Source organism: Pseudomonas sp. AE27, from assembly GCF_037113495.1.
In the GTDB taxonomy this organism is placed as follows: domain Bacteria; phylum Pseudomonadota; class Gammaproteobacteria; order Pseudomonadales; family Pseudomonadaceae; genus Aquipseudomonas; species Aquipseudomonas palmensis.
On sequence record NZ_CP146966.1, the window covers coordinates 2,636,389 to 2,657,616 of the forward strand.

29 protein-coding genes are annotated in these 21,228 nt (G+C 62.8%); 21 read left to right on the forward strand and 8 right to left on the reverse strand.

Annotation, left to right across the window (positions count from 1 at the left end; translation table 11 throughout):
- Nucleotides 1–2: 2 nt before the first annotated feature.
- From V9K84_RS12095 to V9K84_RS12195, 21 genes are all read left to right on the forward strand, one after another.
- On the forward strand, nt 3–389 hold the full coding sequence (locus V9K84_RS12095) for a helix-turn-helix transcriptional regulator (RefSeq protein WP_338794384.1): 387 nt from the start codon (nt 3–5) through the stop codon (nt 387–389).
- 162 nt (nt 390–551) lie between these two features.
- Nucleotides 552–818: a hypothetical protein gene (locus tag V9K84_RS12100; protein WP_338794385.1), complete on the forward strand. Its 267-nt coding sequence runs from the start codon at nt 552–554 to the stop codon at nt 816–818.
- Nucleotides 815–1,129: a hypothetical protein gene (locus tag V9K84_RS12105; protein WP_338794386.1), complete on the forward strand. Its 315-nt coding sequence runs from the start codon at nt 815–817 to the stop codon at nt 1,127–1,129. Before V9K84_RS12100 ends, V9K84_RS12105 begins: the two co-directional genes overlap by 4 nt.
- A gap of 84 nt (nt 1,130–1,213) precedes the next feature.
- Nucleotides 1,214–1,618, forward strand: coding sequence for a hypothetical protein (locus V9K84_RS12110; protein ID WP_338794387.1), 405 nt, complete (start codon nt 1,214–1,216; stop codon nt 1,616–1,618).
- A gap of 56 nt (nt 1,619–1,674) precedes the next feature.
- On the forward strand, nt 1,675–2,151 hold the full coding sequence (locus tag V9K84_RS12115) for a hypothetical protein (RefSeq protein ID WP_338794388.1): 477 nt from the start codon (nt 1,675–1,677) through the stop codon (nt 2,149–2,151).
- Between the two features lie 117 nt (nt 2,152–2,268).
- Nucleotides 2,269–2,856 (forward strand): DUF1566 domain-containing protein, encoded by a 588-nt coding sequence (locus V9K84_RS12120; RefSeq protein WP_338794389.1) that lies wholly within the window; start codon nt 2,269–2,271, stop codon nt 2,854–2,856.
- Nucleotides 2,857–2,913: 57 nt separating this feature from the next.
- Nucleotides 2,914–3,267, forward strand: coding sequence for a four helix bundle protein (locus V9K84_RS12125; RefSeq protein WP_229589097.1), 354 nt, complete (start codon nt 2,914–2,916; stop codon nt 3,265–3,267).
- Nucleotides 3,268–3,628: 361 nt separating this feature from the next.
- On the forward strand, nt 3,629–4,624 hold the full coding sequence (locus V9K84_RS12130; protein ID WP_338794390.1) for an RNA-directed DNA polymerase: 996 nt from the start codon (nt 3,629–3,631) through the stop codon (nt 4,622–4,624).
- Nucleotides 4,625–4,703: 79 nt separating this feature from the next.
- Nucleotides 4,704–5,483, forward strand: coding sequence for a DUF2786 domain-containing protein (locus V9K84_RS12135; RefSeq protein WP_338794391.1), 780 nt, complete (start codon nt 4,704–4,706; stop codon nt 5,481–5,483).
- 119 nt (nt 5,484–5,602) lie between these two features.
- Entirely contained in the window at nt 5,603–5,884 is a 282-nt protein-coding gene (locus V9K84_RS12140; RefSeq protein WP_338794392.1) for a hypothetical protein, read from the forward strand.
- A gap of 16 nt (nt 5,885–5,900) precedes the next feature.
- A complete protein-coding gene (locus V9K84_RS12145; protein WP_338794393.1) occupies nt 5,901–6,824 on the forward strand; it encodes a DNA cytosine methyltransferase in 924 nt (307 codons plus the stop codon).
- Nucleotides 6,825–7,186: 362 nt separating this feature from the next.
- Nucleotides 7,187–8,095 (forward strand): hypothetical protein, encoded by a 909-nt coding sequence (locus V9K84_RS12150; protein WP_338794394.1) that lies wholly within the window; start codon nt 7,187–7,189, stop codon nt 8,093–8,095.
- A 90-nt stretch (nt 8,096–8,185) separates the two neighbouring features.
- Nucleotides 8,186–8,479, forward strand: a complete 294-nt coding sequence (locus V9K84_RS12155) for a hypothetical protein (RefSeq protein WP_063611983.1) — start codon at nt 8,186–8,188, stop codon at nt 8,477–8,479.
- A gap of 60 nt (nt 8,480–8,539) precedes the next feature.
- Entirely contained in the window at nt 8,540–9,154 is a 615-nt protein-coding gene (locus tag V9K84_RS12160) for a hypothetical protein (RefSeq protein ID WP_338794395.1), read from the forward strand.
- Nucleotides 9,151–9,459 carry a hypothetical protein gene (locus V9K84_RS12165; protein WP_338794396.1) on the forward strand — a complete coding sequence of 103 codons (309 nt, stop codon included), beginning with the start codon at nt 9,151–9,153 and terminating at the stop codon, nt 9,457–9,459. The genes V9K84_RS12160 and V9K84_RS12165 overlap by 4 nt, the downstream gene beginning before the upstream one ends.
- Nucleotides 9,460–9,652: 193 nt before the next feature.
- Entirely contained in the window at nt 9,653–10,045 is a 393-nt protein-coding gene (locus V9K84_RS12170) for a phage protein NinX family protein (protein ID WP_338794397.1), read from the forward strand.
- Nucleotides 10,046–10,088: 43 nt separating this feature from the next.
- Complete coding sequence (locus V9K84_RS12175; RefSeq protein ID WP_338794398.1) at nt 10,089–10,286, forward strand: hypothetical protein; 198 nt, start codon at nt 10,089–10,091, stop codon at nt 10,284–10,286.
- A gap of 49 nt (nt 10,287–10,335) precedes the next feature.
- Nucleotides 10,336–10,674 carry a hypothetical protein gene (locus V9K84_RS12180; RefSeq protein ID WP_338794399.1) on the forward strand — a complete coding sequence of 113 codons (339 nt, stop codon included), beginning with the start codon at nt 10,336–10,338 and terminating at the stop codon, nt 10,672–10,674.
- Between the two features lie 223 nt (nt 10,675–10,897).
- On the forward strand, nt 10,898–12,091 hold the full coding sequence (locus tag V9K84_RS12185; RefSeq protein ID WP_338794400.1) for a tyrosine-type recombinase/integrase: 1,194 nt from the start codon (nt 10,898–10,900) through the stop codon (nt 12,089–12,091).
- Between the two features lie 131 nt (nt 12,092–12,222).
- Nucleotides 12,223–13,146, forward strand: a complete 924-nt coding sequence (gene pbpG, locus V9K84_RS12190; RefSeq protein WP_043863168.1) for a D-alanyl-D-alanine endopeptidase — start codon at nt 12,223–12,225, stop codon at nt 13,144–13,146.
- 228 nt (nt 13,147–13,374) lie between these two features.
- Nucleotides 13,375–14,709 (forward strand): SidA/IucD/PvdA family monooxygenase, encoded by a 1,335-nt coding sequence (locus V9K84_RS12195; RefSeq protein WP_043863042.1) that lies wholly within the window; start codon nt 13,375–13,377, stop codon nt 14,707–14,709.
- Between the two features lie 15 nt (nt 14,710–14,724).
- On the opposite strand, the gene V9K84_RS12200 is transcribed toward V9K84_RS12195, so the two are convergent.
- The 8 genes from V9K84_RS12200 to V9K84_RS12235 all read right to left on the reverse strand — a co-directional run bounded on the left by V9K84_RS12200 (nt 14,725) and on the right by V9K84_RS12235 (nt 21,088).
- Complete coding sequence (locus V9K84_RS12200; RefSeq protein ID WP_088515691.1) at nt 14,725–15,804, reverse strand: DUF1615 domain-containing protein; 1,080 nt, start codon at nt 15,802–15,804, stop codon at nt 14,725–14,727.
- 63 nt (nt 15,805–15,867) lie between these two features.
- Entirely contained in the window at nt 15,868–16,536 is a 669-nt protein-coding gene (locus V9K84_RS12205; protein WP_088515690.1) for a hypothetical protein, read from the reverse strand.
- Between the two features lie 78 nt (nt 16,537–16,614).
- Nucleotides 16,615–17,109, reverse strand: coding sequence for a DUF1543 domain-containing protein (locus V9K84_RS12210; RefSeq protein WP_043863045.1), 495 nt, complete (start codon nt 17,107–17,109; stop codon nt 16,615–16,617).
- A gap of 13 nt (nt 17,110–17,122) precedes the next feature.
- Nucleotides 17,123–17,674: a hydrolase gene (locus V9K84_RS12215; RefSeq protein ID WP_088515689.1), complete on the reverse strand. Its 552-nt coding sequence runs from the start codon at nt 17,672–17,674 to the stop codon at nt 17,123–17,125.
- Between the two features lie 117 nt (nt 17,675–17,791).
- Nucleotides 17,792–18,511: an alpha/beta fold hydrolase gene (locus V9K84_RS12220; RefSeq protein WP_043863047.1), complete on the reverse strand. Its 720-nt coding sequence runs from the start codon at nt 18,509–18,511 to the stop codon at nt 17,792–17,794.
- A gap of 10 nt (nt 18,512–18,521) precedes the next feature.
- The gene (locus V9K84_RS12225; RefSeq protein ID WP_043863048.1) at nt 18,522–18,746 is read right to left on the reverse strand and encodes an MbtH family protein; all 225 of its coding nucleotides are present in this window, start codon (nt 18,744–18,746) and stop codon (nt 18,522–18,524) included.
- A 122-nt stretch (nt 18,747–18,868) separates the two neighbouring features.
- The gene (locus V9K84_RS12230; RefSeq protein WP_088515688.1) at nt 18,869–20,215 is read right to left on the reverse strand and encodes an endonuclease/exonuclease/phosphatase family protein; all 1,347 of its coding nucleotides are present in this window, start codon (nt 20,213–20,215) and stop codon (nt 18,869–18,871) included.
- 18 nt (nt 20,216–20,233) lie between these two features.
- Nucleotides 20,234–21,088: a hypothetical protein gene (locus V9K84_RS12235; protein ID WP_088515687.1), complete on the reverse strand. Its 855-nt coding sequence runs from the start codon at nt 21,086–21,088 to the stop codon at nt 20,234–20,236.
- Between the last annotated feature and the right edge of the window lie 140 nt (nt 21,089–21,228).

A 21,228-nucleotide genomic window follows, 5' to 3' on the forward strand; every position in this document is an offset into this window, starting at 1 on the left:
TCATGGACACGATCACCTGCGGCTCATGGACTGGCCGGCTCGGACAGGGCCTTGCTCCGCGAGAGCTGGAAGCGCTACTGGCTGTTGCCCAGGGCATGACCGCCAAAGAGATTGCCCGCGTAATGAAGATCTCGCCCGGCACCGTCGCCAACCGCATCGAAAACGCCATGTTCAAGCTTGGCGTACACCGCCGCGCCGCCCTGGTCGCCGAGGCCATGAAGCGCCAGATCATCAGCCCGATGTGCTTTGTTCTCGTCGCGCTGATCGCGATGCACTCACTTGCCGCCGGTGGTGGCGACCCAATGCGGCGCGACCGCCGGGCATCTGAACGACGCATCGCCCAGGTTCGCGTGCTGCGACGCGCTGAGAGCGTGGAACTGCACTCATAGGTGGCCACTGCCTTCCCAGTGGCGAACAACGGAGGATGCCGCCATGTAACCGCCAGCCCTTGCCGGACCGCCAAATGCGGCCTCGGTAGCTCACGTGAGGTGGTACTTACTGAGCCAGCCCGGTACGCCGGGCTTTTTCTTGCCCGTCCCTTGGAGATCCCCATGCACCCATCCATGCAGCAGCGCGTCGACGGCCTGGCCGCGATGCGTGCACGAACCACCCTGCCGCCGGCAAACCTGCACGTCATCCTGGGCCTGGCCGCGCCTGTCCAGTCGGTACGCTACCAGGTCGTCGCCAAGGGCAAGGCCTACCACATCATCGAGCGCGCCACGGGCAAGACCCGGGTGTTCTGCTTCAACTACAAGGTTGCGGTCAACACCGCCCAGGCGCTGGAAGCCGCAGCTGATCGCAAGGCGGGCCGCCAATGAACATCGGCAGCCCTATCCCCGACCCACGGCTGCAGGTGATGGCCGACCTCGGCGCGCAGATCGACCAGTTCTTCGCGGCAGGCCGGCGCCCCGCTGCGATCCCTTCCGGCGTGAGTGGCGAAGGCTGCGTCATGAAGAGCCCGCACCAGCGCAAGCAGCGCGCCGCGCGTGACGCAGCGGCGCCCATGGTGCGAGAGCTGGCAGCCCAGGGCCTGAACGCCCAGGAGATCGGCGAGGCGATGAAGACCAGCCATACGCGCATCAGGCTGATAGCCCAAGAAAACGGCATCACCCTCGGCGGGTCGGCATGATCCGGCGAGTACTCAACCGCGCGCGGCATGGCCGGCGCCAGCAGCAGATCACTTTGCCGCCCAGCGGCTTGGGAGGTGTCGGTCATGGCCGAGAAGAAGACGGGTGCGGCGAAGCACTCGGCGGATTACCGCGGCAGGAAGAAGGCCGAGGCCAAGCGCCTGGGCATCGAGATCCTACCGGTGGAGTCGGCAGCCGGGACGCGCGCGGAGCTGGCCAAGGCGATGAAGGCTCACGGCTACACCCAGCTGCAGGAGCTGCTGCAGGACCTGCACCGGTCTTTCATTGCTGCTGACCGCCCAGAACAGAAGCGACGCTTGAAACGGCCTGACGCGCCAGCTTTCAAGGTGTCACCAAAACTAGCGCGACGGTTCGCTGCAGCCACTCGGGCAGAGATCAGGCGAAACCCTGGCGACGAAATCGAAGCGCCAAAGCCCCTCCCGCATGGTGAGCAGCAGTGTAACGCAGCACAACTCGACATTCTGAACTGAACCAACCACACGACCGCATCCAGCCATGGAGGGCGGCGATCACCCTGGAGAACCACATGACCCAAGCAAATCAGCAAGTCATCGCCGCATCCGACCTTCCCGCCCTGGGCCAACCACTGCTCGGCGGCGTCTTCGCTGCCCGCTACTGGCTCAATGGCCAGGAGCGAGCCCTGATCCTGCCATCCGACGAATTCGAGGGTGTCTGGGGTGAGTATGGCGTCGAGATCGCCGGCGCCAGCAGCTACAGCGACGGCTACGCGAACACCGTCGCCATGGCCGAGGCGGGCTGCGAGATTGCCAAGAAAGCCCTGGAGCTGGATGCCCACATCCCTTCTTGCCTCGAAGGGCAGTTGCTGATGGCGGCCAAGGCCGAAGGCGTGGTGGCTATGCGCGAGGAGCGCTTCCACTGGCTGAGCACGCAGTCCTCAGCCTACCACGCCTACGGCATGGACTTCGAGGATGGCTGGCTCACCAACTACGTCAAGGACCTCGAGCGTCTCGTGCGCCCTGTCCGCAGCCGCATTATCCAGTAATTCACCCCTTCATTCCTTTCTCTCGCAGGCGATTCCGGGACTCAAGACGAGCCAGTCCAGAAGCACGCCGGGAAGCGCCGGCCGCCTGCACCCTTATCTCGCTCACAGGAGCTCTCAATGCAAGCGAATCAACTGACTACCTACACCAGTGGTGATCTGACGATCAGCAGTCCAGATGAGGCCGTAGTGCTGAGGCTGGCAACCCTGGCTATCGCCGCCGCGCCAGTCGTCGCAGCAAACAGCATTCCACCTGTTGGCGAGCCATGGCCTGGTGAGGGTGGCGTGAATGGCGGCCTGTTCCAGGGCGGCGAAAGGCCGTACTACCTGATCATCCCAACCGGCGCCGATGCCGAAGTCAAGATGGAGTTCGGTAGCTTTGGCAAAGAGCTCGACGGTGCAATGAGCCCGCACGACGGCATGACGAACACCGCCGATCTGGTCGAGACCGACAACACCTATCCGGCTGCCCAGTTCTGCGCGAAGTTCGAGCGGGATGGGTACAAGGACTACTACCTTATGTCGCGCCGCGAGGCGTCATTCCTGGAAGGCACGGTCCCACAGGTATTCTCCGGGGGCACCCACTGGACGAGTACGCAGTCCTCAGCCAACTGCGCCTACGGCTTGGACTTCGAGGATGGCTGGCTCAGCTACTACGACAAGGTCAACGAGCGTCTCGTGCGCCCTGTCCGCAGAAAATACTTCTGATACTTCACTTCTTCATTCATGGGCGCCTCGGCGCCCTCGCTTTTCGAGGATGCCAGGATGGCGCTACACACGGATTTGGAAATCCACAAGGTTGCTGAAGAACTGCTCGGGCTTGCGCTCGACCTGGTGCGAAACATCCCGCGCGACCTGAAACAGGTCATGGGTTCGAAGATCCGCGACGAGTGCCTGCAGGTGCTTGTGTTGATCGGTCGGGCAAACATGAGTAGGGATCGCCTGACCCACCTCAACCAGCTACTCGAAAGCGTGTGGATGCTGAACTACCTGCTGCGCGCCCTCACCAGTCGGGGGTTTATCAGCAAGGGGCAGCACGCTACGGCGATGAAGCTTACGGCCTCCGTAGGCCGCCAGGCGAACGCTTGGAAGAAATCCGCAACTGCGCCCGCTGCTTGAGGGTTACGGCCCTTCTGCCTGCGCGCTGAATCTGGTCGTGCCGCTGGCCTGTTGGCCACCGCCATGCGCACCACAGAAACCGCCATCGCATGCTGGCAGGTCTGGCGCAGTTCCCGGGCTGAGCAATCGTCCCGGCGACGTAGATAGCACGGCAGGTCGCAGTACTCAGCCAACAACGCCTACAACATGGACTTCGAGGATGGCTGGCTCAACAACAACGACAAGAACAACGAGCGTCTCGTGCGCCCTGTCCGCAGATTCACCCGCTGCGAGCTTTACCTTCGAGGAATTGGTCCTTGCCTACTACGACTGCCGGCGGCGCAAGCGGAACACCGCAAGCGCACGGCGCTTCGAAGTCGACATGGAGTCCAATCTCCTCGACCTATTCGACGAGCTCCAGGCTGGCACCTACCGGCCAGGTCGCTCAATCTGCTTTGTGGTCACCCGACCAAAGGCCCGCGAGGTATGGGCCGCCGACTTCCGGGACCGCATAGTGCACCACCTGCTGTACAACCGCATCGGCCCCGGCATCGAGCGCAGCTTCATAGCGGACAGCTGCGCCTGTATCCCAGGTAGAGGCACCCTGTACGCCGGCAAGCGACTTGAGGCGAAGATCCGGAGCCAGACGCAGAACTGGTCCCGCCCCGGCTTCTACCTCAAGTGCGACCTGGCGAACTTCTTCGTGGCCATCGACAAGCGCGTGCTGGGCCGCCAGCTGGTAGCCAGGGTCACCGATACATGGTGGCAGCAACTCGCCCTGCAGGTGCTCATGCACGACCCGCGCGAGAACTACGACGTGCGCAGCCCGGCGCACTTGTTCAACCGGGTACCACAGCACAAGCGACTGACCGCGCAGTCTGCTCATCTGGGATTGCCGATCGGCAACCTGTCGTCGCAGTTCTTTGCCAACGTCTACCTCGACGCGCTGGACCAGTTCTGCAAGCACGAACTGGGCGCCAAGCACTACATACGCTACGTCGACGACTTCGTGCTGCTGCATGACTCGCCGCAGCAGCTGAGCGAGTGGCTACGCAGGATCGAGCAGTTCCTGCCCAGCCTTGGTGCCAGGCTCAACCCTTCGAAGACCATCTTGCAACCAATCGACCGCGGCGTGGACTTCGTCGGGCACGTGATCAAGCCCTGGCGGCGGACCACACGCAAGCGCTCGGTGGCCCAGGCCATGAAGCGTACCGCTGCAGTGCCGCCGGAAGACCTGCGCGAGACGGCCAACAGCTACTTCGGCCTGCTGAGCCAGGCCAGCCATAGCCAGAAAGACCGGGCTGCGCTGGCCAACCTGATCCTGCGCCGGGGCCATGTGGTCAACGGCGCGCTGACGCAAACCTACCCGAAACGATAGCGCTGCCCGCCAGCGCCTTCCCATATTCAACGATAACGCCTCCCCGGCGAGGGCGGTGCCTGCACGCAAGGACAACAAAATGACCGAGCAACAGCACGACGAAAGCAAACTCGAACGGGTCATCCGTAAGATCAAACGCTGTCTCGCCCTCTCGAAAAGCTCGAACGAGAATGAGGCTGCAACCGCGATGCGTCAGGCGCAGGCTCTGATGCGCGAGTACCGCCTCACTGAAATGGATGTGCACCTGAGTGATGTGGGCGAAGTTGAGTCGGAGAAGGCCAGAGCCAAGCGCAGGCCAACTTGGGACCAGTATCTGGGCTCAATCGTTGGAGAGGCATTCGGGGTTCGGTCGTTCTCCAGGCGTCGTTGGTGCAAATCGACCAGCCGCATTATGGACCGCGAATTGTTCGTGGGAGTGAGTCCGGCCCCACAGATCGCTATGTACGCCTATGAAGCACTGCTGACCAAGCTAACTCAGGCCCGACGTGAGTATGTGTCGCAAGTGCGAGCTGGCAAACAGCGCAGTTCCTATTCACCTGAAACTGCTGGAGATCATTTCGCGCTGGCCTGGGTGTCGGCAGTACACGGCAAAATTCACGAACTCGTGCCCCGGGGCGAAGAAGATCTCGCCATTGGCCAGCGCTCCAATGGTCGCGAACTCGTGGCGGTCGAAGCGAAAGACAAAGCTCTGATCGAGCAGTACCTGTCAGGCAGGGAGATTGGAAAGGCCAGGAAAGCCCGCGAGATCGAGCTCGACCTAGATGCCCAGATTGCTGGGCTGCTCGCCGGTCGGCGAGTGGATCTCAATCCAGGGCTGGCCACTGGCGGGCAAGAGGCACCACAGATCGGCATCGCCTGACAAGGAGACCACCATGAGCACATTCGCAGTCTTCGGCATGACCGCCGACGTAGCGCTGGCTGAGGCCAGGAAGATCACCAAGACGACCAGGCCGAGCGGGAAAGCCGGCGCCCCCCCCCTTGGAGCTGACCCTTGCTGAGTGGAATGAGGCAGTTGAACAGCAGGCAGCCAAGATCATGGCCAGCGAGAAGGTTAAGCAGCTGAGCCATCTGTTCGATGCGCCGCAGTACGCCCAGCAGTTCATCGAGCTGGCCAGGAAGTCAGGCCAGTGCCGAGATCTGCGCATCAGAGCGAAATGCGAACTCACCGACTCCAAAGGCAATCCGGCGATCAACCCTAAGACCAAGCTGCCGCGAATCGGCTGGACCGAATACCACCACGCAACCTCCAGCGCCGCTTAACTCAGGACAAGACCCCATGACCACAGCAATCGACCTGTTCGCCGGCCTCGGCGGATGGAGTACCGGCGCGCGCGCCGCAGGCGTCCAGGTTCTCTGGGCAGCAAACCACTGGCCCGTGGCAGTTGAATGGCACAGTGCCAACCACCCTGAAACGCACCATGTCTGCCAAGACCTGCACCAGGCCCGGTGGGAGCAAGTGCCGGCGCACGACATCCTATTGGCCTCGCCATGCTGCCAGGGCCACGCCAAGGCCCGCGGCAAGAAGTCGGGCAACCCTGAGCACGACGCATCGCGCTCGACAGCCTGGGCGCCAGTATCGGCTCTGGAATTCCACCGGCCGCAGGCGGCAGTGATTGAGAACGTGCCGGAGTTCACCGACTGGGTGCTCTACCCGGCCTGGCTGCAAGCAGTGCAGGCCTTGGGGTATCAGGCGGCGCCGCACATCGTGGACTGCGCCGACCTGGGTGTGCCGCAGCACAGGGTACGCCTGTTCATGGTTCTGACCCGCAGCAAGGCGCCGCTCATGCTGCAGCTGCCGCAGGAACGACACGTGCCGGCAGCTAGCTTCCTCGACTTCAATGGCGGGCGTTGGTCGCAGATCGATAAGCCTGGCCGAGCCCAGGCCACCCTCGACCGGGTGCGCAATGGCCGAGCCCGGTTCGGCGACAGGTTCATCATGCCTTACTACGGCAAAGGCTCCGGCACCACCGGGCGCGACATTAACCGACCCATCGGCACCATCACTACTCTGGACCGTTGGGCCCTGGTCGATGGCGACCGCATGCGGATGCTCAGCGCCAGCGAGGCCTTGGCCGCCATGTCGTTCCCGGCTGACACCAGGCGGCCAGACAGCCACCGGCTGACCATGCATATGGCCGGCAACGCTGTACCGCCGCTTGCTGGCCAGAGGGTGATTGAAGCCTTGCTTCGAGCGGCTTAGCCGAAGAAGCCTTTCTGGCTCGTTTGGTCAGACCCATCCAGGCTCCACAGGCCTTCCTCAGTACCCAAAGCATGCTTGATGTGCCGGTGGTTATGGCACAACGTCGCAACTCTTTCTGGAGTTAGGTTCATTTCCTTTGCGATTGCGCGCGTGGATCGATGCTTGTACTTATCGGACTTCGCGAACTCACTGACTAGCCAGTTATAAATCCTCTTGGAGTCCCTGGCGTCATCCCACTTTTGTTTACCCATCTGAACCGCAATCACTAGGCCTCCACCAGCAACGCCAGAAGCCAATTCGCTCCACTCCCCCATACATCACCTCCCTGATAGATGACCGGAATATACCGGCGAGGTATCCCCATGCCCACAGAAAACCGATCCAGCAACACCGAACAGATGGTCAGCGTGCCGCGCAGCCTCCTTGAGGAAGCGTGCAACGGACTTCGAATTACCCAAGACCGAGCGCGGAAGGAGCTGCGCGCCCTTCTCGCCCAGCCAGCAAACCAGCCAGCCGAAGTAACCGGCGACGACGTTTTGCGCTGGATGGATGAGCATGCAGCCGCCCAGCACCAGGGCGAGCCGGTGGCGTGGGTCATCTTTGACAATGGATTTATTGACGACCACACGACTGACAAAGATCTTGCAGATGGTTGGCGTGAGCAGGGTCTTGAGGTTTCCGCGCTCTACACCCACCCCGACGCGGGCAAACTTGTGCAGTTGCGCGAAGGCATCGCCAGGCAATGGCGGGTGATCTGCGACCAGCGCGCGGAACTCGACACCCTGCGCGCCCAGATGGCCGAGCGGGATGCGCTGCTGCGCGATATCAACAAACGGCATTCGTCCGGCGTTGACTTCGATCTACCCGCCGACCTCGCTGCAAGGGTAGCAGCCGTTTGTGCAACCAGCGCAGAGCCGAGCGCGCCGGATAATCCAAATATCCTTGACGCCATTGCCGTTCTGTTCGGTGGAAAGGCTGAGGCGAGAGCTCCGAAGTCGTGCGGCGCCTGCGCCAATGGCTGTATCAGTGGCTGCCAGCTCGAGAAAGATAGTCCGCCGAGCGAGTGTCAGCACCGCTACATGCACTTCGGGGACCAGGATAAACGCCGCTGCGCTGATTGCAGCAAGGTTGAGCCGAGCGCGCCGGTTGAGCGCGATGATCTGACCAGCATGGTGGACGCCGCGATGGTCGAGATGGCCGGGATTCACCCGCCATTGAAGCGCAGCGAGTGTGAGCGGCTGATCCGCGCCGCCCTGGAGCGCAAGCCATAGCAGGAGAACATTTGTACTCCACCCGACGAAGCGCCATCGACGGCAGAGGATTGCGCGAACAAAATACTGTTTATTTGAACAGTACTCTCTATGCACTTCCTCATCGTTCCAATGCGCGTGCGCGGCGTGCCCCGCAGCAAGAAAGAGATCAACACCGCTGTGCCGATCCGCGGCGACGTGCACCTGTGCGTCGATGCGTTCTCACCCATGGGCCGGCCTTCCAGCTCTGCGTCGATCCTGAAGATTCACCCGGGCGAGCCGCTTCTGCCGCCGCTGTATGAGGCGGTGATGACTGGTATGTCGACCATGGGCGCCACGTTCACTGGCATCGAGTTCATCGACGGCGTGGCCTACGCGCAAAGCTGGTGGGTCCGCGTTCCGTAGCAACACCCCTACCCCTCTCCCCTCTATTCACTGCCGCGATATGGCGGCCAAGGCGAAGCTATGTCTCAAGCAAAGGAACGCCCGATTCTGTTCAGCGGGCATATGGTCCGCGCCATCCTAAACGGCCAGAAGACTGTCACGCGGCGCGAGATCAAGCCCAGCATGCGGAGCGCTGATACCAGCTTCGAGCTTCACCAGCAGGAAGACGAGTCTTGGCGCCCCATGCACACTTTTGACGAGAGCTGCATGGATGCCAAAGGCACCGAGCATCCAATTGTCTGCCCGTATGGCCAGCCAGGTGACCGTCTGTGGGTACGCGAAGCATGGGCGCAGATCAATGTGGCGCAGGCGCCTAGCGAAAGCTGGGTGGTCTACCGCGAGTGCGACAACCGAACCGACTACGGCGGTCCTTGGAAACCGAGCATTCACATGCGTCGGCGCGATAGCCGCATCCTGCTGGAGGTCACCGACGTACGGGTAGAGCTCCTGCGGGACATCAGCGAAGAGCAGGCCGAGGCGGAAGGTGTTGGCTTTCTCCGCCACGCGCCAGACGCCGACGAGACGCTGACTGCCGCCCAGTTGTTCGAATGTCTCTGGAGCAGCATCAACGGCGATGAATCATGGAACGGAAACCCCTGGGTCTGGGTCGTCGAGTTCAAGAGGATCGAGCCATGACCCGCCTCGCCCTCTGCCTCCTGCTGCTGGCCACCGGCGCCAGCGCAGCAACACCCGATGCAGAAATTCGCCGGATTGAGCGTGAAGACATGAGCTTTGGCGATGGCGTGACCGTCATTCACGACGATCGTCGCGAGGTTACGTGCTGGGTTGCAAGTAGCTGGTACGGGAAAGGCATCAGCTGCATCCCCGACAGCCAGCTGCAGGCCGGCAACCAGCGCCAGCTCTCCCCGCACGAAACACAACCCGAACCTACACCCGCACTGGCGCCTAGGCGCTGGATTGATGAGAGGTATCAGCTGTGAGCAAGCCAGATTGGAAGGACGCCCCGCAATGGGCGGAATGGTTGGCCAGGGACAGCTTCGGCGAGTGGTATTGGTTCCAGGCGCTTCCTGACTGCCGACGAGTTCTGTGGCTCGCGGACTATGACACCGAGCACACCTTGGCCGGCAAGAGCGCTCCTGGTGGCGACTGGAAGGACTCTCTGGAGAAGCGACCATGACCGACCTGATCGAAGTGAAGACAGCCGACCTGGCCGGCGAGGCGCTGCACTGGGCAGTGGCTATAGCTGAAAATCTCCAGCCATTTGTTCAGCCGCCTGAGTACGGAAACCCACATCGAGTGTTCCTGCCGAAGAAGTACTACATCGGCGAGCGATACACCCCGTCCACAGACTGGAGCCAGGGCGGGCCGCTAATCGAGAAGCACAACGTGCAGCTCAGCTTCAATGGGCACCGCAGCGGCGGTTTCTGTGCCTATGTCTGTAATGACAATGGGGTCGAGTACCGCCCCAGCGGGGGCGGGAGAACACACTTGGTCGCAGCTTGCCGAGCCGTAGTTGCCTCAAAATTCCCCAACGTGGTCAAGGTGCCGAAGGAGCTGATGCCATGATCGCCCTGGCTTACATGGCCTACCTGATCTACAGGGGGCCGCGATGAAGCTGCTCTACCGCATCAATCGCTGGCTTCCATTCGGCGGCCTGCCGATCGCCAAGATCCAACACGGCCGCAACACCTGCACCTTGTACAAGAACGGCTGGGTACTTATCAGCGACGGAAAGAGCACTGACGCACTACCGATCAACTTCACCAGCCAATCGCTGGTCGACGCCTTCGCAACCGAACTCGCCTAACCCTTCCCCACAACTCAAGCCCGCCGACATGCGCGGGCGAGGATGACCCGTGCTCAAACAAATATGGAAGCTCGTCACCGAGCCGCTTCGCAAGGGCGACAAGCATCGTCCGCTGAAATGGCGGATGGGCATGCGCCTGAACCACGTCCACCTCGATCTGCACAGCAACTACCCTCGGGCCTGGAACGTAATCGTGCTGGCCGGACGCTGGCTGATCTGCAAGCCATTTGGTCACCGATGGTCACGGTTCTCGCACGTGAAGTACGGGGACTTCGGCGATTCGCGCATGTGCAGGGTCTGCCGTATCAGCCACGGGCGGCATCGCGGAATCGATACCTACCACGAAACTCACCGGCCGGGCGGCTGGACGCCGATCGCCAAGCCCTGACCACCAACCTGCCGCCACCGGCGGCGTGGAGCATATCCATGAGCACAGAAGCTAGCCCATCAGAGGCTATTCAATTCGACAAAGTGCCCGAAGCAAGAATGGCCGAACTACTCGGCACAACCAAGCGCGCACTGGAGAGCAAGCGCGATCGCGGGGTAATCCCGGAAGGTGTTTGGAAAAAAATAGACGGCAGGATTTTCTACAGCATCAGGAGGTACGAAGCGTGGCTGGACGGAGAATGGGGCTACCCACTGGGGTCGAATTCATCGGCAAATCGATCCGCATCCGTTTCACTTGGAACGGTGAGCGTCGATCCGAAACTCTCGCATACCCCCAGACCGCCAAGGGGATCAAGGCAGCATCAGATTTACGCGCTCAAGTAGTAAGCCTGGCGAAACATGGCGCTCTGGACGATAAGCGATACGCCGAGCTATTCCCGAATTCCAGCTATATAGGCTTCACCACAGAGGTTACATTCGGCACCTACGCCCAAACGTGGCTCAACAGCTTGGAAATCGTGCCAGGCACGCGGCTGAACTACCTCGGCACGATGAACAAGTACTGGATGCCGCACCTAGCAACCAAGCCAATGGCGGCAATCACGCCAATGGTCCTGCGCCAGATCATCAACAGTACGGAGTGGGGCAGCCAGACGATCAAACGCACCTCCATCTCGCGAATCAACGCACTTTTCAAGTCGGCGATCTATGACGAAGTAATCGAGCGAAATCCAGCCGCGTCCATCCAGTTGCCGCTGAGAGTGAAGAAGACTGTAGAGCCGTTCAGCTCATCCGAGGCCGAGGCGATCGTTGCGTGGATGAGATCGAACTTCCGAGACAGCTTGCAGATTTACGCGGCCTACTTCGAATTTGCTTTCTATAGCGGCATGCGGACCGGGGAAATGATGGCGTTGCGATGGGACGAAGTCGACATGGCTGAGCGCACAGCGCACGTGTGTCGAATCGTTGTAGGGGGGAAAGTTGAGGAGCGCACAAAGACCAAGTACGCAAGAGTCGTCATGCTGAATAGTCGGGCGCTCAGTGCTCTGACTGATGCGAGAATGATCGCGGATGCGCGAGCCGTGCAGCGGCGCAGAAAGGTGGTGGCGTCGCCATATGTGTTCCACCCATCCGGGAGGTCGGAGCACATGCTAGGGTCCAGCACCCCCGGGGCTCACTTCGCGCATGCGCTGAATGCCCTGGGGATCAAACCCAGGCCCCAGTACAACTGCCGGCACACCTATGCCACGATGTGCCTGATGGCGGGCGTCAACCCCGCATTCATCGCTGGGCAGCTCGGGCATAGCGTGCAGGTGCTACTCTCAACCTATGCGCGCTGGCTGAACTCACCCAATGATTGGGGCGAGCTGGGCAAACTTGAAATGCAGATGAATGGTACAAAATTGGTACAAGGTTAAATAAATTTCATAGTTCGCCCAATGTTTACGGGGCAATCGACACAGACTCGACCATACTCCTAGAATGTAACGGCTTGTAATAAAAAACCCGTGCACAGCCAACGACATACCTACATTTAGTGAGCACCAACGTGAAAACCTCCCTGTCTATTCTCAGCCTGCTGCTGATGCTCACTGGCACTGCCAGCGTCACGTCGAACGCTGTTGCCCAACCGGCCCCCCAGGTCCAGCGCGACCCTGCCAAGCTGCACCTGGCCTCGGGCAGTGCACTGCTGATCGACCTGCAGACCAACAAGGTGCTGTATGCGAGCAACCCGGACCGTGTGGTGCCGATCGCCTCGGTCACCAAACTGATGACCGCGATGGTGGTGCTCGATGCCAAGCAGGCCATGGACGAACCCCTGACCATCACCATCGCCCAGACCAAGGAAATGAAGGGCGTGTACTCGCGGGTTCGCCTGGGTAGCGAGCTGAACCGTCGCGACACCCTGCTGATTACCCTGATGTCCTCGGAAAACCGGGCCGCCGCGACCCTTGCGCACCACTACCCCGGTGGCTACGCCGCCTTCATCAAGGCCATGAACGCCAAGGCCAAGGCCCTGGGCATGAGCCATACCCGCTATGTGGAACCCACCGGCCTGTCGACCAGCAACGTGTCCACCGCCCGCGACCTGAGCAAGCTGCTGCTGGCCGCGCGCAGCTACCCGCTGCTGAGCGAGCTGAGCACCACCCGCGAAAAGACCGTGGCCTTCAAGAAACCCAACTACACCCTGGGCTTTCGCAACACCGACCACCTGGTCAACAAGAGCAACTGGGACATCAAGCTGACCAAGACCGGCTTCACCAACGAGGCCGGTCATTGCCTGGTGCTGCTGACGCGGATGGACAATCGCCCGGTGGCCATGGTGATACTCGATGCCTTCGGCAAGTACACCCATTTCGCCGATGCCAGCCGCATGCGCCAATGGCTGGAAACCGGCGACGCCAAACCCGCCCCGGCCGTCGCGATCCGCTACAAGGCCGAACGCAGCCAGAACCGCCCTGCGGTCGACTGACCCGCCGAGGCTGCCGCGCCTTGCGCGGCAGCCTTCGGGCTTTACTGCTAAGCCCCACTCCCCTGCTGCGCTTCAATGTGCGAGAACTTCAACTGGCCGACCGCCTGTGCATGCCGAAGAGGTCGAGTAAATTCTGGCTCTGACAGCTCGTTCTATCGGTGTATTTGCGCAGGATTCGGGGCGCGCGCCACACACGCCCCCCACTCGACCCTCCAAGGAATCGCACCCATGAGCCAGACTGCATCATCCGAAACAATCCACGACCTGATCGGCGTCGGCTTCGGCCCCTCCAACCTGGCCCTGGCCATCGCCCTGGAAGAACTCGCCCAGACCAACGGCCATGCCCTCGATGCGCTGTTCATCGACAAGCAGAGCGACTACCGCTGGCACGGCAACACCCTGGCCACCCAGAGTGAACTGCAGATTTCCTTCCTCAAGGACCTGGTGTCCCTGCGCAACCCCACCAGCCCCTACAGCTTCGTCAACTACCTGCACCAGAAGAAGCGCCTGGCCGACTTCATCAACCTGGGCACCTTCTACCCCTGCCGCCTGGAGTACAACGACTACCTGCGCTGGGCCGCCGAGCACTTCGCCACCCAGGCGGTGTATGGCGAGGAGATCCTGCGCGTGGAACCTGAACTGCTGGACGGGCGTATCGACCACCTGCGCGTGATCTCCCGCAGCGCCCAGGGCCATGAACGCCTGCGCCGGGCACGCTCTGTGGTGGTGGGCAGCGGCGGCACGCCGAAGATCCCGCCGGTATTCGCGCCCTTCAAGGACGATCCGCGCGTGTTCCACCACTCCCAGTACCTGAACAGCCTGGAACAACTGCCGTGCACCCAGGGCAAGCCCATGCGCATCGCGATCATCGGCTCGGGGCAAAGCGCCGCCGAGGCCCTGATCGACCTGAACGACAGCTACCCGTCGGTCAAGGCCGACATGATCCTGCGCGGCTCGGCACTCAAGCCGGCCGATGACAGCCCGTTCGTCAACGAGGTCTTCACCCCCGACTACACCGACCTGGTGTTCAACCAGCCCCAGGCCGAACGTGCCAAGCTGATCTCCGAGTACCACAACACCAACTACTCGGTAGTGGACATCGACCTGATCGAACGCATCTACGGCATGCTCTACCGTCAGAAAGTCGCCCATCAGTACCGTCACGCCGTTCTGTGCCGACGCAACATCGAGGCCGCCGTCAGCACCGACAAGGGTATCGAGCTGACCCTGCGCGACCTGGCCACCGGCATCCAGCAGACCCACGTGTACGACGCGGTGATTCTTGCCACCGGCTATGAGCGCCGCTCCCATCGCGAGCTGCTGGCGCCGCTGCAACAGCACCTCAAGGACTTCGAAGTGGACCGCGACTATCGCGTGCTGGCCAGCCCGGAGCTCAACGCGGCGGTCTACCTGCAGGGCTTCTGCGAAGCGTCACACGGCCTGAGCGATACCCTGCTGTCGGTACTGCCGGTGCGCGCAGCCGAGATCGGCCAGTCGCTATACCAGAGCCTGGGCCAGCGCGCCAGCAACGCCCGCGCCAGCGCGACCCTGGCCAGCGCCTGAACCTGCCCCGTGCTATCAGCGCTGCATGCAGCGCCGATAGCGCTCATCCACCCGTTTGGCAAACCATGCCGTGGTCAGCTTTCGGGTGATCTTGGGGCTCTTGAGTTCGATGCCTGGCAACTGCGCCCGCGGCAACGGCTTGCCCGCAGCCGCCTCGGCCAGTGCATACACCCGCTGATACAGCCGCGTGCGCTCGAATGCCAGGCTGCCCCCCTCCTCCAGCTGACTGCGAATGGTCGGGTTGCGCAGGCCGAGCCTGTCACCCAGGCGCCGTACCGCCTGTTCGGTGGCCCCCGGAAAAATCGCCCCTGGCGCGATCAGGTCGCCGTCCAGCGCCAGTTCCACGCCCGACGCCTGGCTGACCGCATGCTGGAACGCCGCGTTGCGGCTTGCGTACCAGCCTGCATTGAAGTCGGCAAACCGATACAGCGGCTGCTCGTAGCTGGCTGGGTAACCCAGCAGATGGGCGATGCCGAAATACAGCCCGCCGCGCCGGGTGAACACTTCCTGGCGCAGGGTGCCGCTGTAGGCATAGGGGTAGTCCTGGGCGTGGCGTTCGGCGAACGCGATGCTGACCTGCATCGCCCCCCCGGTGCGCACCGGGTTCAGGTCGCCGAGCAAGGTACGCCCAAGCGGCAGCGAACCGATCAGGTCGTCGAACAGTGCACTCAGTTGCTTCTCGCTGCGCACCGCCGCCAGTCGCTGGCTGTAGGTTCTGCCATCGGGCGAGTGGGTTTGCAGCGCGGCCTCCACCAGCCGCTGCGGTACATGCAGACGCGCCGCACGCCGGTCGATCTCGGCGCGGGCAATGCGCCCCAGGCCGGGCACTTGCGGGTCGGCCTGGTAGGTCGACTCCTGCTCGGTCACCGCCAGCACCGCGCACAGGTTGCTGCGGCTGGGGTCGAGCTTCTGTGCGGCAAACGCCGTTTGAATGTCCGCCGCCCACCCTTCACGGTCACCAGTGGCGGCTGGCATCAGTGCAACCACCGTGGCGCGCACCTGGGCCGGCGTGGCCTGTTGCGCCCCACGCTGGCCGGCGCACCCCTGCAACAGCAGCGCCAGCGTGGCCAGCACCATCCATCCGCGTAAAGGCATACAGCCCCCGGCTATCGGTCGAGGGCCCCACAGTACACAGCCGGGGCCGGCCCGTGCAAACCGTCAGCAGCCCGGCTTGGTCAACTCGGTGCCGATGGTCACCGCATTGACCTTGACCTTGTCGAAGCTGGCCTGCGCCACTTCATCGAAGGTGCGCTCGCAGTTGAAGCGGGTGTCCACCACAAAGTCCTCACCCTTGGCCTTCTGCATGGCCTCGCGCCAGTGACCGGCCGCCGCGCTGGCCTCATCGTCCACCAGCACCACCTCCAGCAGCACTTCGGTAAACCCCACTGCCCGCGGTCCTTGCCAGAGCGCGTACACCGACGGGTCGGCGGCATTGCCGCACATGCTCAGGCAACTGGCGTAGAACTCCAGCCCGCCTCCCGAAGACCTGGCCATTGCACCGAACGTCAGGGGCTGCGCGGCCGGCGGCGCAAAGTCGCCGATGAACGTGCTCAGGTCTGCCTTGCAGGTGGGCGAGAGCTCCATGCGCAGCTCGCTGACCGTGCCGCCGCCGGCCGTGGCGGTGATTTCGCAGCCTTGCACCTTGTAAGTATGGGTGTCGCCGAACGAGGTACGCGCAACACCGGCTACCGACTCGAAGAAACGCAGGTTGGTGCCCAGCATCTCGCCATTGAACACCTGGGCCACCGTGGCCTGGGCCAGGGCCAGATTCGGCAGAGCGCTGAGGGTGAGTGCGCAGCAGAAGCCAGACAGTGCACGTGAACGCATCGGAACATCCTGTAAGGGCAGAAAATGAAGCGCGTACTGTAATCCAGGCTAACGGCAAATAGCCATCAAGCTCGCCCATCAGCCCAGCACGATGTAGTCGCTGCGCTGCACCAGCGGGGCATGCTCGCCTGCAATCAAGCGCACGTATCGGCCACCGAGCTGGTCGATGGCGATACAGTCATCCACGTCCATCACTGCATCGGTGTGCGCCTGGCTCCAGTGACGTGCCATGCGTTGCTTGCCGATGGCCTTGGCCTGGGCCTTGCTGGTGGCCACCACCAACAGGTACTGGTGCGCCTCGCCGAACGCACCGGGCTCATAGCCGCCCAGGTTGATGAAATACAGGCGTGGCTCGCCGGCAGCCGGCTGCATGTCCGACCAGTGCAGCTTGTAGCCGTCGACCCCGTCGACCTCCAGCCAGGAATCGATATGCACGCCCCTGGCGCTGCCGAACCATTGCTCGCGCAATTGCGGGTAGGCCGCTTCGAGGGTCGGGGCCACCACGAACACCACATCGTGCACTTCGATGCGGGCCCGGGGGTGTTTGCCCCCCAGCATCACCACGAACAACATGATCCGCCCACCCTCAAGGTTGCTCGCCGACCAGGAAGGTCTTGCTGATGTGGCGAAATTTCTCGTGGCCGGCGCTGCCCAGCAGCTCGAACACCACCATCTCGCGGGTCACGATCTGCGCGCCGGCATCACGCATGCGCTGCAGGCCGGCGCTCTTGCTGAGCAGGCTGCGGCTGTCGCAGGCGTCCTCCACCACGAACACCTGCCTGCCCAGCGCCAGCAGGCCGAGCACTGTCTGCAGCACGCACACGTGGGTTTCCATGCCGCACACAATCACCTGGTGGCGGGCCAGCAGGCTGGCGGGCAGGCAGTCGGCAGCCACGCAGGAAAAGTGCACCTTTTCCACCACCTCGGCAGCGGGCGCCGCCTCGAGCAGCGCACCGACGGTGTGCCCGAGGCCCTTGGGATACTGTTCGGAAATCACCGTGGGCAACCCCAGTTCGGCCGTCGCCGCCAGCAACCAGCGGGTGCGGGCCAGCGTGCCGGCCGGGTCGCTGACCGCGCCGATGAGTTTTTCCTGAACGTCGATGACCAGCAGCGTGGCCTGGGTAGGGTCGATCAGCATTGCGTGCGCTCCATGGCGGGCGCCGGGGCGATGGGTGTCACCGCCAGGCGGCTTGCGGACAGAAACCCGGGCAGCGCGATGGCTGCCCGGGCCCGGTCGGATGCTACCACGCGAGGCTCATGCGGTCAGGCGGTGTGGCTCCAGGGCCTGGCTGAGCACGCCCAGCACCTGCTCTTCATGCTCATGGATGAAGAAGTGCCCGCCAGGGAAGAGCGCCAGCGAGAAATCACCCTGGCTCTCCTGACGCCAGGCCAGCAACTGTTCCTGGGTTGCGCGATCCTCCTCGCCCCCCAGCACATGCAGCGGACAACGCAGTGCCGGGCGCTGCCGATAGGCGTAGCGTCCGCACAACAGAAAGTCTGCGCGCAACACCGGCAGGGTCAGGCTCATCAGTTCCTCGTTGCCCAGCACTTCCTCCGAAGTACCGCCCAGGGTGCGCAACTCTTCGATCAGTTGCGGGTCGCTCTTGGGTTCGCGCCAGCTTTCATCGTCGTAGCCTTCACGACGGGTCGGCGCCGCCGTGCCGCTGGCAAACAACGCCACCGGTGGCGGGCAGCCCAGCGCCTGCAGCTCGTGCACCAGCTCGAACGCCAGCAGCGCCCCCAGGCTGTGCCCCAGCACCGCGTAGGGCTGGTGGGCGACAAGGCTCTGTTCGGCGGCCAGTTGCCGGGCCAGGGCCTGCATGTCGGTGTACAACGGCTCGCCAAGGCGTGCACCCCGCCCTGGCAGCTCCACCGGGCGCACGTTCAACCAGGCGGGCACCTTGCGCCGCCAGCGGCTGAAGACCATGGCGCTGGCACCCGAGTACGGCAGGCACAACAGGGTCAGTGACGACACGTGCCGCCCCTCACTGCGCCGCAGCGGTTTCGGCCATCTTCTGGCGCAGGCTCAGCGGGCGCATGTCAGTCCATACCTCATCGATGTACGCCAGGCACTCAGCCTTCAAACCGCTCTTGCCGACGGTGCGCCAGCCGTTGGGGATAGCCTTGTAGTCCGGCCAGATGGAGTACTGTTCCTCGTGGTTGACCACAACCTGGAACACGATATCGTCGCGATCGAATACGGAAGTCATTGCCTGTCTCCTTGGTTGAATGAGGCTCGTGGCGCGGGAGGCGTACGGGCGCTACTGGAGGAGACGAAGCGGCGTGCGGATAAATTAGCGACGCTGGGAAAATCCCGCGGCACGTGCCGGCGCTAGCAGTTGAAGGTCAGGTTGTAATGCACCGAGCGGTGGTCCGATGCCCCCGGCGCAGAGACATTCCCCGGCGCCGGCACCTGCGAGGTGCCATTGGTCACCGCATAGTCCAGCATGTTGCTCGGCGCCACGCTGGGGTGGGTGCTGCCGCCCGCCAGCTCGATACGGGCGATGTCTTCGGGCGACACCCAGTTGCCACGCGTCGGTACCGGGGGAGTGGTCGGTCGCGGATCGCGGTTGAAATCCCCCAGCAGCGCGAATGGTGTATCGGTGTGCCAGCTGATCTCCCTCAACATGCGCGCGGCGTTGACGCCCCCGCCGGAAATGGCATGCAGGTTGAAGATCGCCAGCTCCGGCGTGTTGCCCGCCAGAGCACGTCGCCTCACACGCACCCCCATGGCCGGGCGGTAAAGGGGCGGGCCTGCCACCGGCAATTGCCCGTCCGAGATGATGGCCAGTTGGCTGACCATGAATTCGCCGGGGTCAGGCATCACGATCGCCAGGTTCACCCGCAACCGCTGCACATCGAGGAAGTAGATCAGGTAGCGCTCGGGCCGGCTGCGGGTGCCGGCCTGCCAGCTGTAGACATGGATGTCGTGGTGACTGCCGAACTGGTCGGCCACCCGTTCGGTGAGGCTGAACACCGCAGAATGCGGGGCAACGCCGACCTCCTGCAGAACCACCACATCGTTGCTGCGCAGCAGCGGCAAGACCCCGGTCAACCATTTGCTCTCGGTGCTGACCGATGCGCCCTGCAGGTTCCAGGTGGCCACCCGTATCGGCACCTCAGTGCGCGCGCTGCGACCTAGTTCGATCTGTACCGAGGGCCCTGCAGTGTTCACTCGGCTGTGGTAGTAATCACGAATGCGCCCATGCAGGCGAATGTGCGCATGCCACGGGCCGAAGATGGCCATGACCCCATGCTGGAGCATGCGCAAGGGGTCGCCAGAATCCAGCAGATATGGCCCCTGTACGCTCCTGAGGCCATTCATGATCAGGGCATGGTGCACACGGTAGAGCCCGATCATCACGCCATAACGGTAAAGCCCCAGCGAGGCCTGAAGATGCTGCAGCACCGTGGTGTCGCTGTACCAGCGGCGCAGCAACGTGGTCATGCATGCCCCATAGCCCGCCTGTGCCTCATGGTTGCTGGTGCGTATCAGGCGTGCCGAAACGATGTAGTTCAGGTAGACCAGGGTATGCACGCAGTCCTGGGGCCTGGCGGTGGCGAGCAGTGCCACCGCGTCCATGAACACCACGTCGACCTGCTCTTCGAACGCAACGGCAGGCATGTCGGGCACCAGATTGTTATCGATATACAGGCCAATCACACGATCAACGGGCATGGGAACACCTCCACCGGGTCAGGCCTTCTGGAACAGCGCAAACAGCTCGCCATTGAGTACGCCCAGCCCCACCCGCTCGGTAGCGGTCAGGTTGCTGGTGACCGTTGCCGGGCTGAGGGTGTTGCCGTCATAGGCGTATTGATAGAGCGCACGACCGTCGGCATTGGCAATGCTGCGGGTGAAGGCGAGTTTGAGCAGCCCCGCGTGAACCGTCACCCCCGGCATGAACGGGTAGGCCTGCTCGATGAACACCCGTGGCTCGGTCCAGGCCTGCTGGCCGTCGTACTTCAACAACAGGGTCCGACCATCGCCATCCTTGTAGAACAGGTGGATCAGGCCTTGGTAGACAATGGCGATCGGGTCGTCGGGGGTGGTCACCGCTACCCCCCTGGCCCTGAACACCGGGCCGTTGCCCCAGTTCTCCAGGTCTTCGCTGTTCAGGCACTCGATCTGCTTCGTGTAACCGTGCCGATAGAAGGCGTAAAGCTGCCCTTGAAACTCCACCAGCGACGGCGAGCCGTGCATGGGCTGACTCAACGTCAAGGGCTCGAACCCCATGAGCGTGTCGTTGTAGGCGGCCAGGGTAAATACACCCTGATTATCGCTACGAAACGCATGGACCTTGTCCTTGAACACAAAAAGCGCCAGTGACCTGCTCGGGGTCACCATCAGTGGCAGCACCGTCGGCGTCGTCCATACGTCGATGCCGCTCACCTTCGCGACGAATTCGGCCACGTTGCCGCCGGCGTTGTAGGCGCAATAGAGCACGCCCCGGTGTACGACTACCCGGCAACCGCCAGCCACAGGCTGCGCCTCGGTAGGGAAAGCACGGTTGAAGATGCCGTGCATGTTGGCTGCGTAACAAAGCTGCATCGCCTGCTCCAGAGGTACAAAGAGCCCCCAGTAGAACAGCGCAGCCCGGCCGGATCAGCCGGGCAAAGCCCAGCGTGTACGTGAGAAACCGGAAGTTGCACGGGCCCGGGCGTGACCTGCCGGGCTGGCAGCAGGCGCAC

What these genes read in the sequence shown, in the direction of transcription:
- V9K84_RS12125 (WP_229589097.1), top strand. Translation starts at nt 2,914, where the DNA reads ATGGCGCTACACACGGATTTGGAAATCCACAAGGTTGCTGAAGAACTG.
- V9K84_RS12230 (WP_088515688.1), bottom strand. Translation starts at nt 20,215, where the DNA reads ATGCCCGTTGATCGTGTGATTGGCCTGTATATCGATAACAATCTGGTG.
- V9K84_RS12210 (WP_043863045.1), bottom strand. Translation starts at nt 17,109, where the DNA reads ATGTTGTTCGTGGTGATGCTGGGGGGCAAACACCCCCGGGCCCGCATC.
- V9K84_RS12235 (WP_088515687.1), bottom strand. Translation starts at nt 21,088, where the DNA reads ATGCAGCTTTGTTACGCAGCCAACATGCACGGCATCTTCAACCGTGCT.
- V9K84_RS12215 (WP_088515689.1), bottom strand. Translation starts at nt 17,674, where the DNA reads ATGCTGATCGACCCTACCCAGGCCACGCTGCTGGTCATCGACGTTCAG.
- V9K84_RS12105 (WP_338794386.1), top strand. Translation starts at nt 815, where the DNA reads ATGAACATCGGCAGCCCTATCCCCGACCCACGGCTGCAGGTGATGGCC.
- V9K84_RS12155 (WP_063611983.1), top strand. Translation starts at nt 8,186, where the DNA reads ATGCACTTCCTCATCGTTCCAATGCGCGTGCGCGGCGTGCCCCGCAGC.
- V9K84_RS12160 (WP_338794395.1), top strand. Translation starts at nt 8,540, where the DNA reads ATGTCTCAAGCAAAGGAACGCCCGATTCTGTTCAGCGGGCATATGGTC.
- V9K84_RS12175 (WP_338794398.1), top strand. Translation starts at nt 10,089, where the DNA reads ATGAAGCTGCTCTACCGCATCAATCGCTGGCTTCCATTCGGCGGCCTG.
- V9K84_RS12135 (WP_338794391.1), top strand. Translation starts at nt 4,704, where the DNA reads ATGACCGAGCAACAGCACGACGAAAGCAAACTCGAACGGGTCATCCGT.
- V9K84_RS12120 (WP_338794389.1), top strand. Translation starts at nt 2,269, where the DNA reads ATGCAAGCGAATCAACTGACTACCTACACCAGTGGTGATCTGACGATC.
- V9K84_RS12130 (WP_338794390.1), top strand. Translation starts at nt 3,629, where the DNA reads ATGGAGTCCAATCTCCTCGACCTATTCGACGAGCTCCAGGCTGGCACC.
- V9K84_RS12205 (WP_088515690.1), bottom strand. Translation starts at nt 16,536, where the DNA reads ATGCGTTCACGTGCACTGTCTGGCTTCTGCTGCGCACTCACCCTCAGC.
- V9K84_RS12200 (WP_088515691.1), bottom strand. Translation starts at nt 15,804, where the DNA reads ATGCCTTTACGCGGATGGATGGTGCTGGCCACGCTGGCGCTGCTGTTG.
- V9K84_RS12100 (WP_338794385.1), top strand. Translation starts at nt 552, where the DNA reads ATGCACCCATCCATGCAGCAGCGCGTCGACGGCCTGGCCGCGATGCGT.
- V9K84_RS12225 (WP_043863048.1), bottom strand. Translation starts at nt 18,746, where the DNA reads ATGACTTCCGTATTCGATCGCGACGATATCGTGTTCCAGGTTGTGGTC.
- V9K84_RS12150 (WP_338794394.1), top strand. Translation starts at nt 7,187, where the DNA reads ATGCCCACAGAAAACCGATCCAGCAACACCGAACAGATGGTCAGCGTG.
- V9K84_RS12110 (WP_338794387.1), top strand. Translation starts at nt 1,214, where the DNA reads ATGGCCGAGAAGAAGACGGGTGCGGCGAAGCACTCGGCGGATTACCGC.
- V9K84_RS12095 (WP_338794384.1), top strand. Translation starts at nt 3, where the DNA reads ATGGACACGATCACCTGCGGCTCATGGACTGGCCGGCTCGGACAGGGC.
- V9K84_RS12115 (WP_338794388.1), top strand. Translation starts at nt 1,675, where the DNA reads ATGACCCAAGCAAATCAGCAAGTCATCGCCGCATCCGACCTTCCCGCC.
- V9K84_RS12170 (WP_338794397.1), top strand. Translation starts at nt 9,653, where the DNA reads ATGACCGACCTGATCGAAGTGAAGACAGCCGACCTGGCCGGCGAGGCG.
- V9K84_RS12145 (WP_338794393.1), top strand. Translation starts at nt 5,901, where the DNA reads ATGACCACAGCAATCGACCTGTTCGCCGGCCTCGGCGGATGGAGTACC.
- V9K84_RS12165 (WP_338794396.1), top strand. Translation starts at nt 9,151, where the DNA reads ATGACCCGCCTCGCCCTCTGCCTCCTGCTGCTGGCCACCGGCGCCAGC.
- V9K84_RS12195 (WP_043863042.1), top strand. Translation starts at nt 13,375, where the DNA reads ATGAGCCAGACTGCATCATCCGAAACAATCCACGACCTGATCGGCGTC.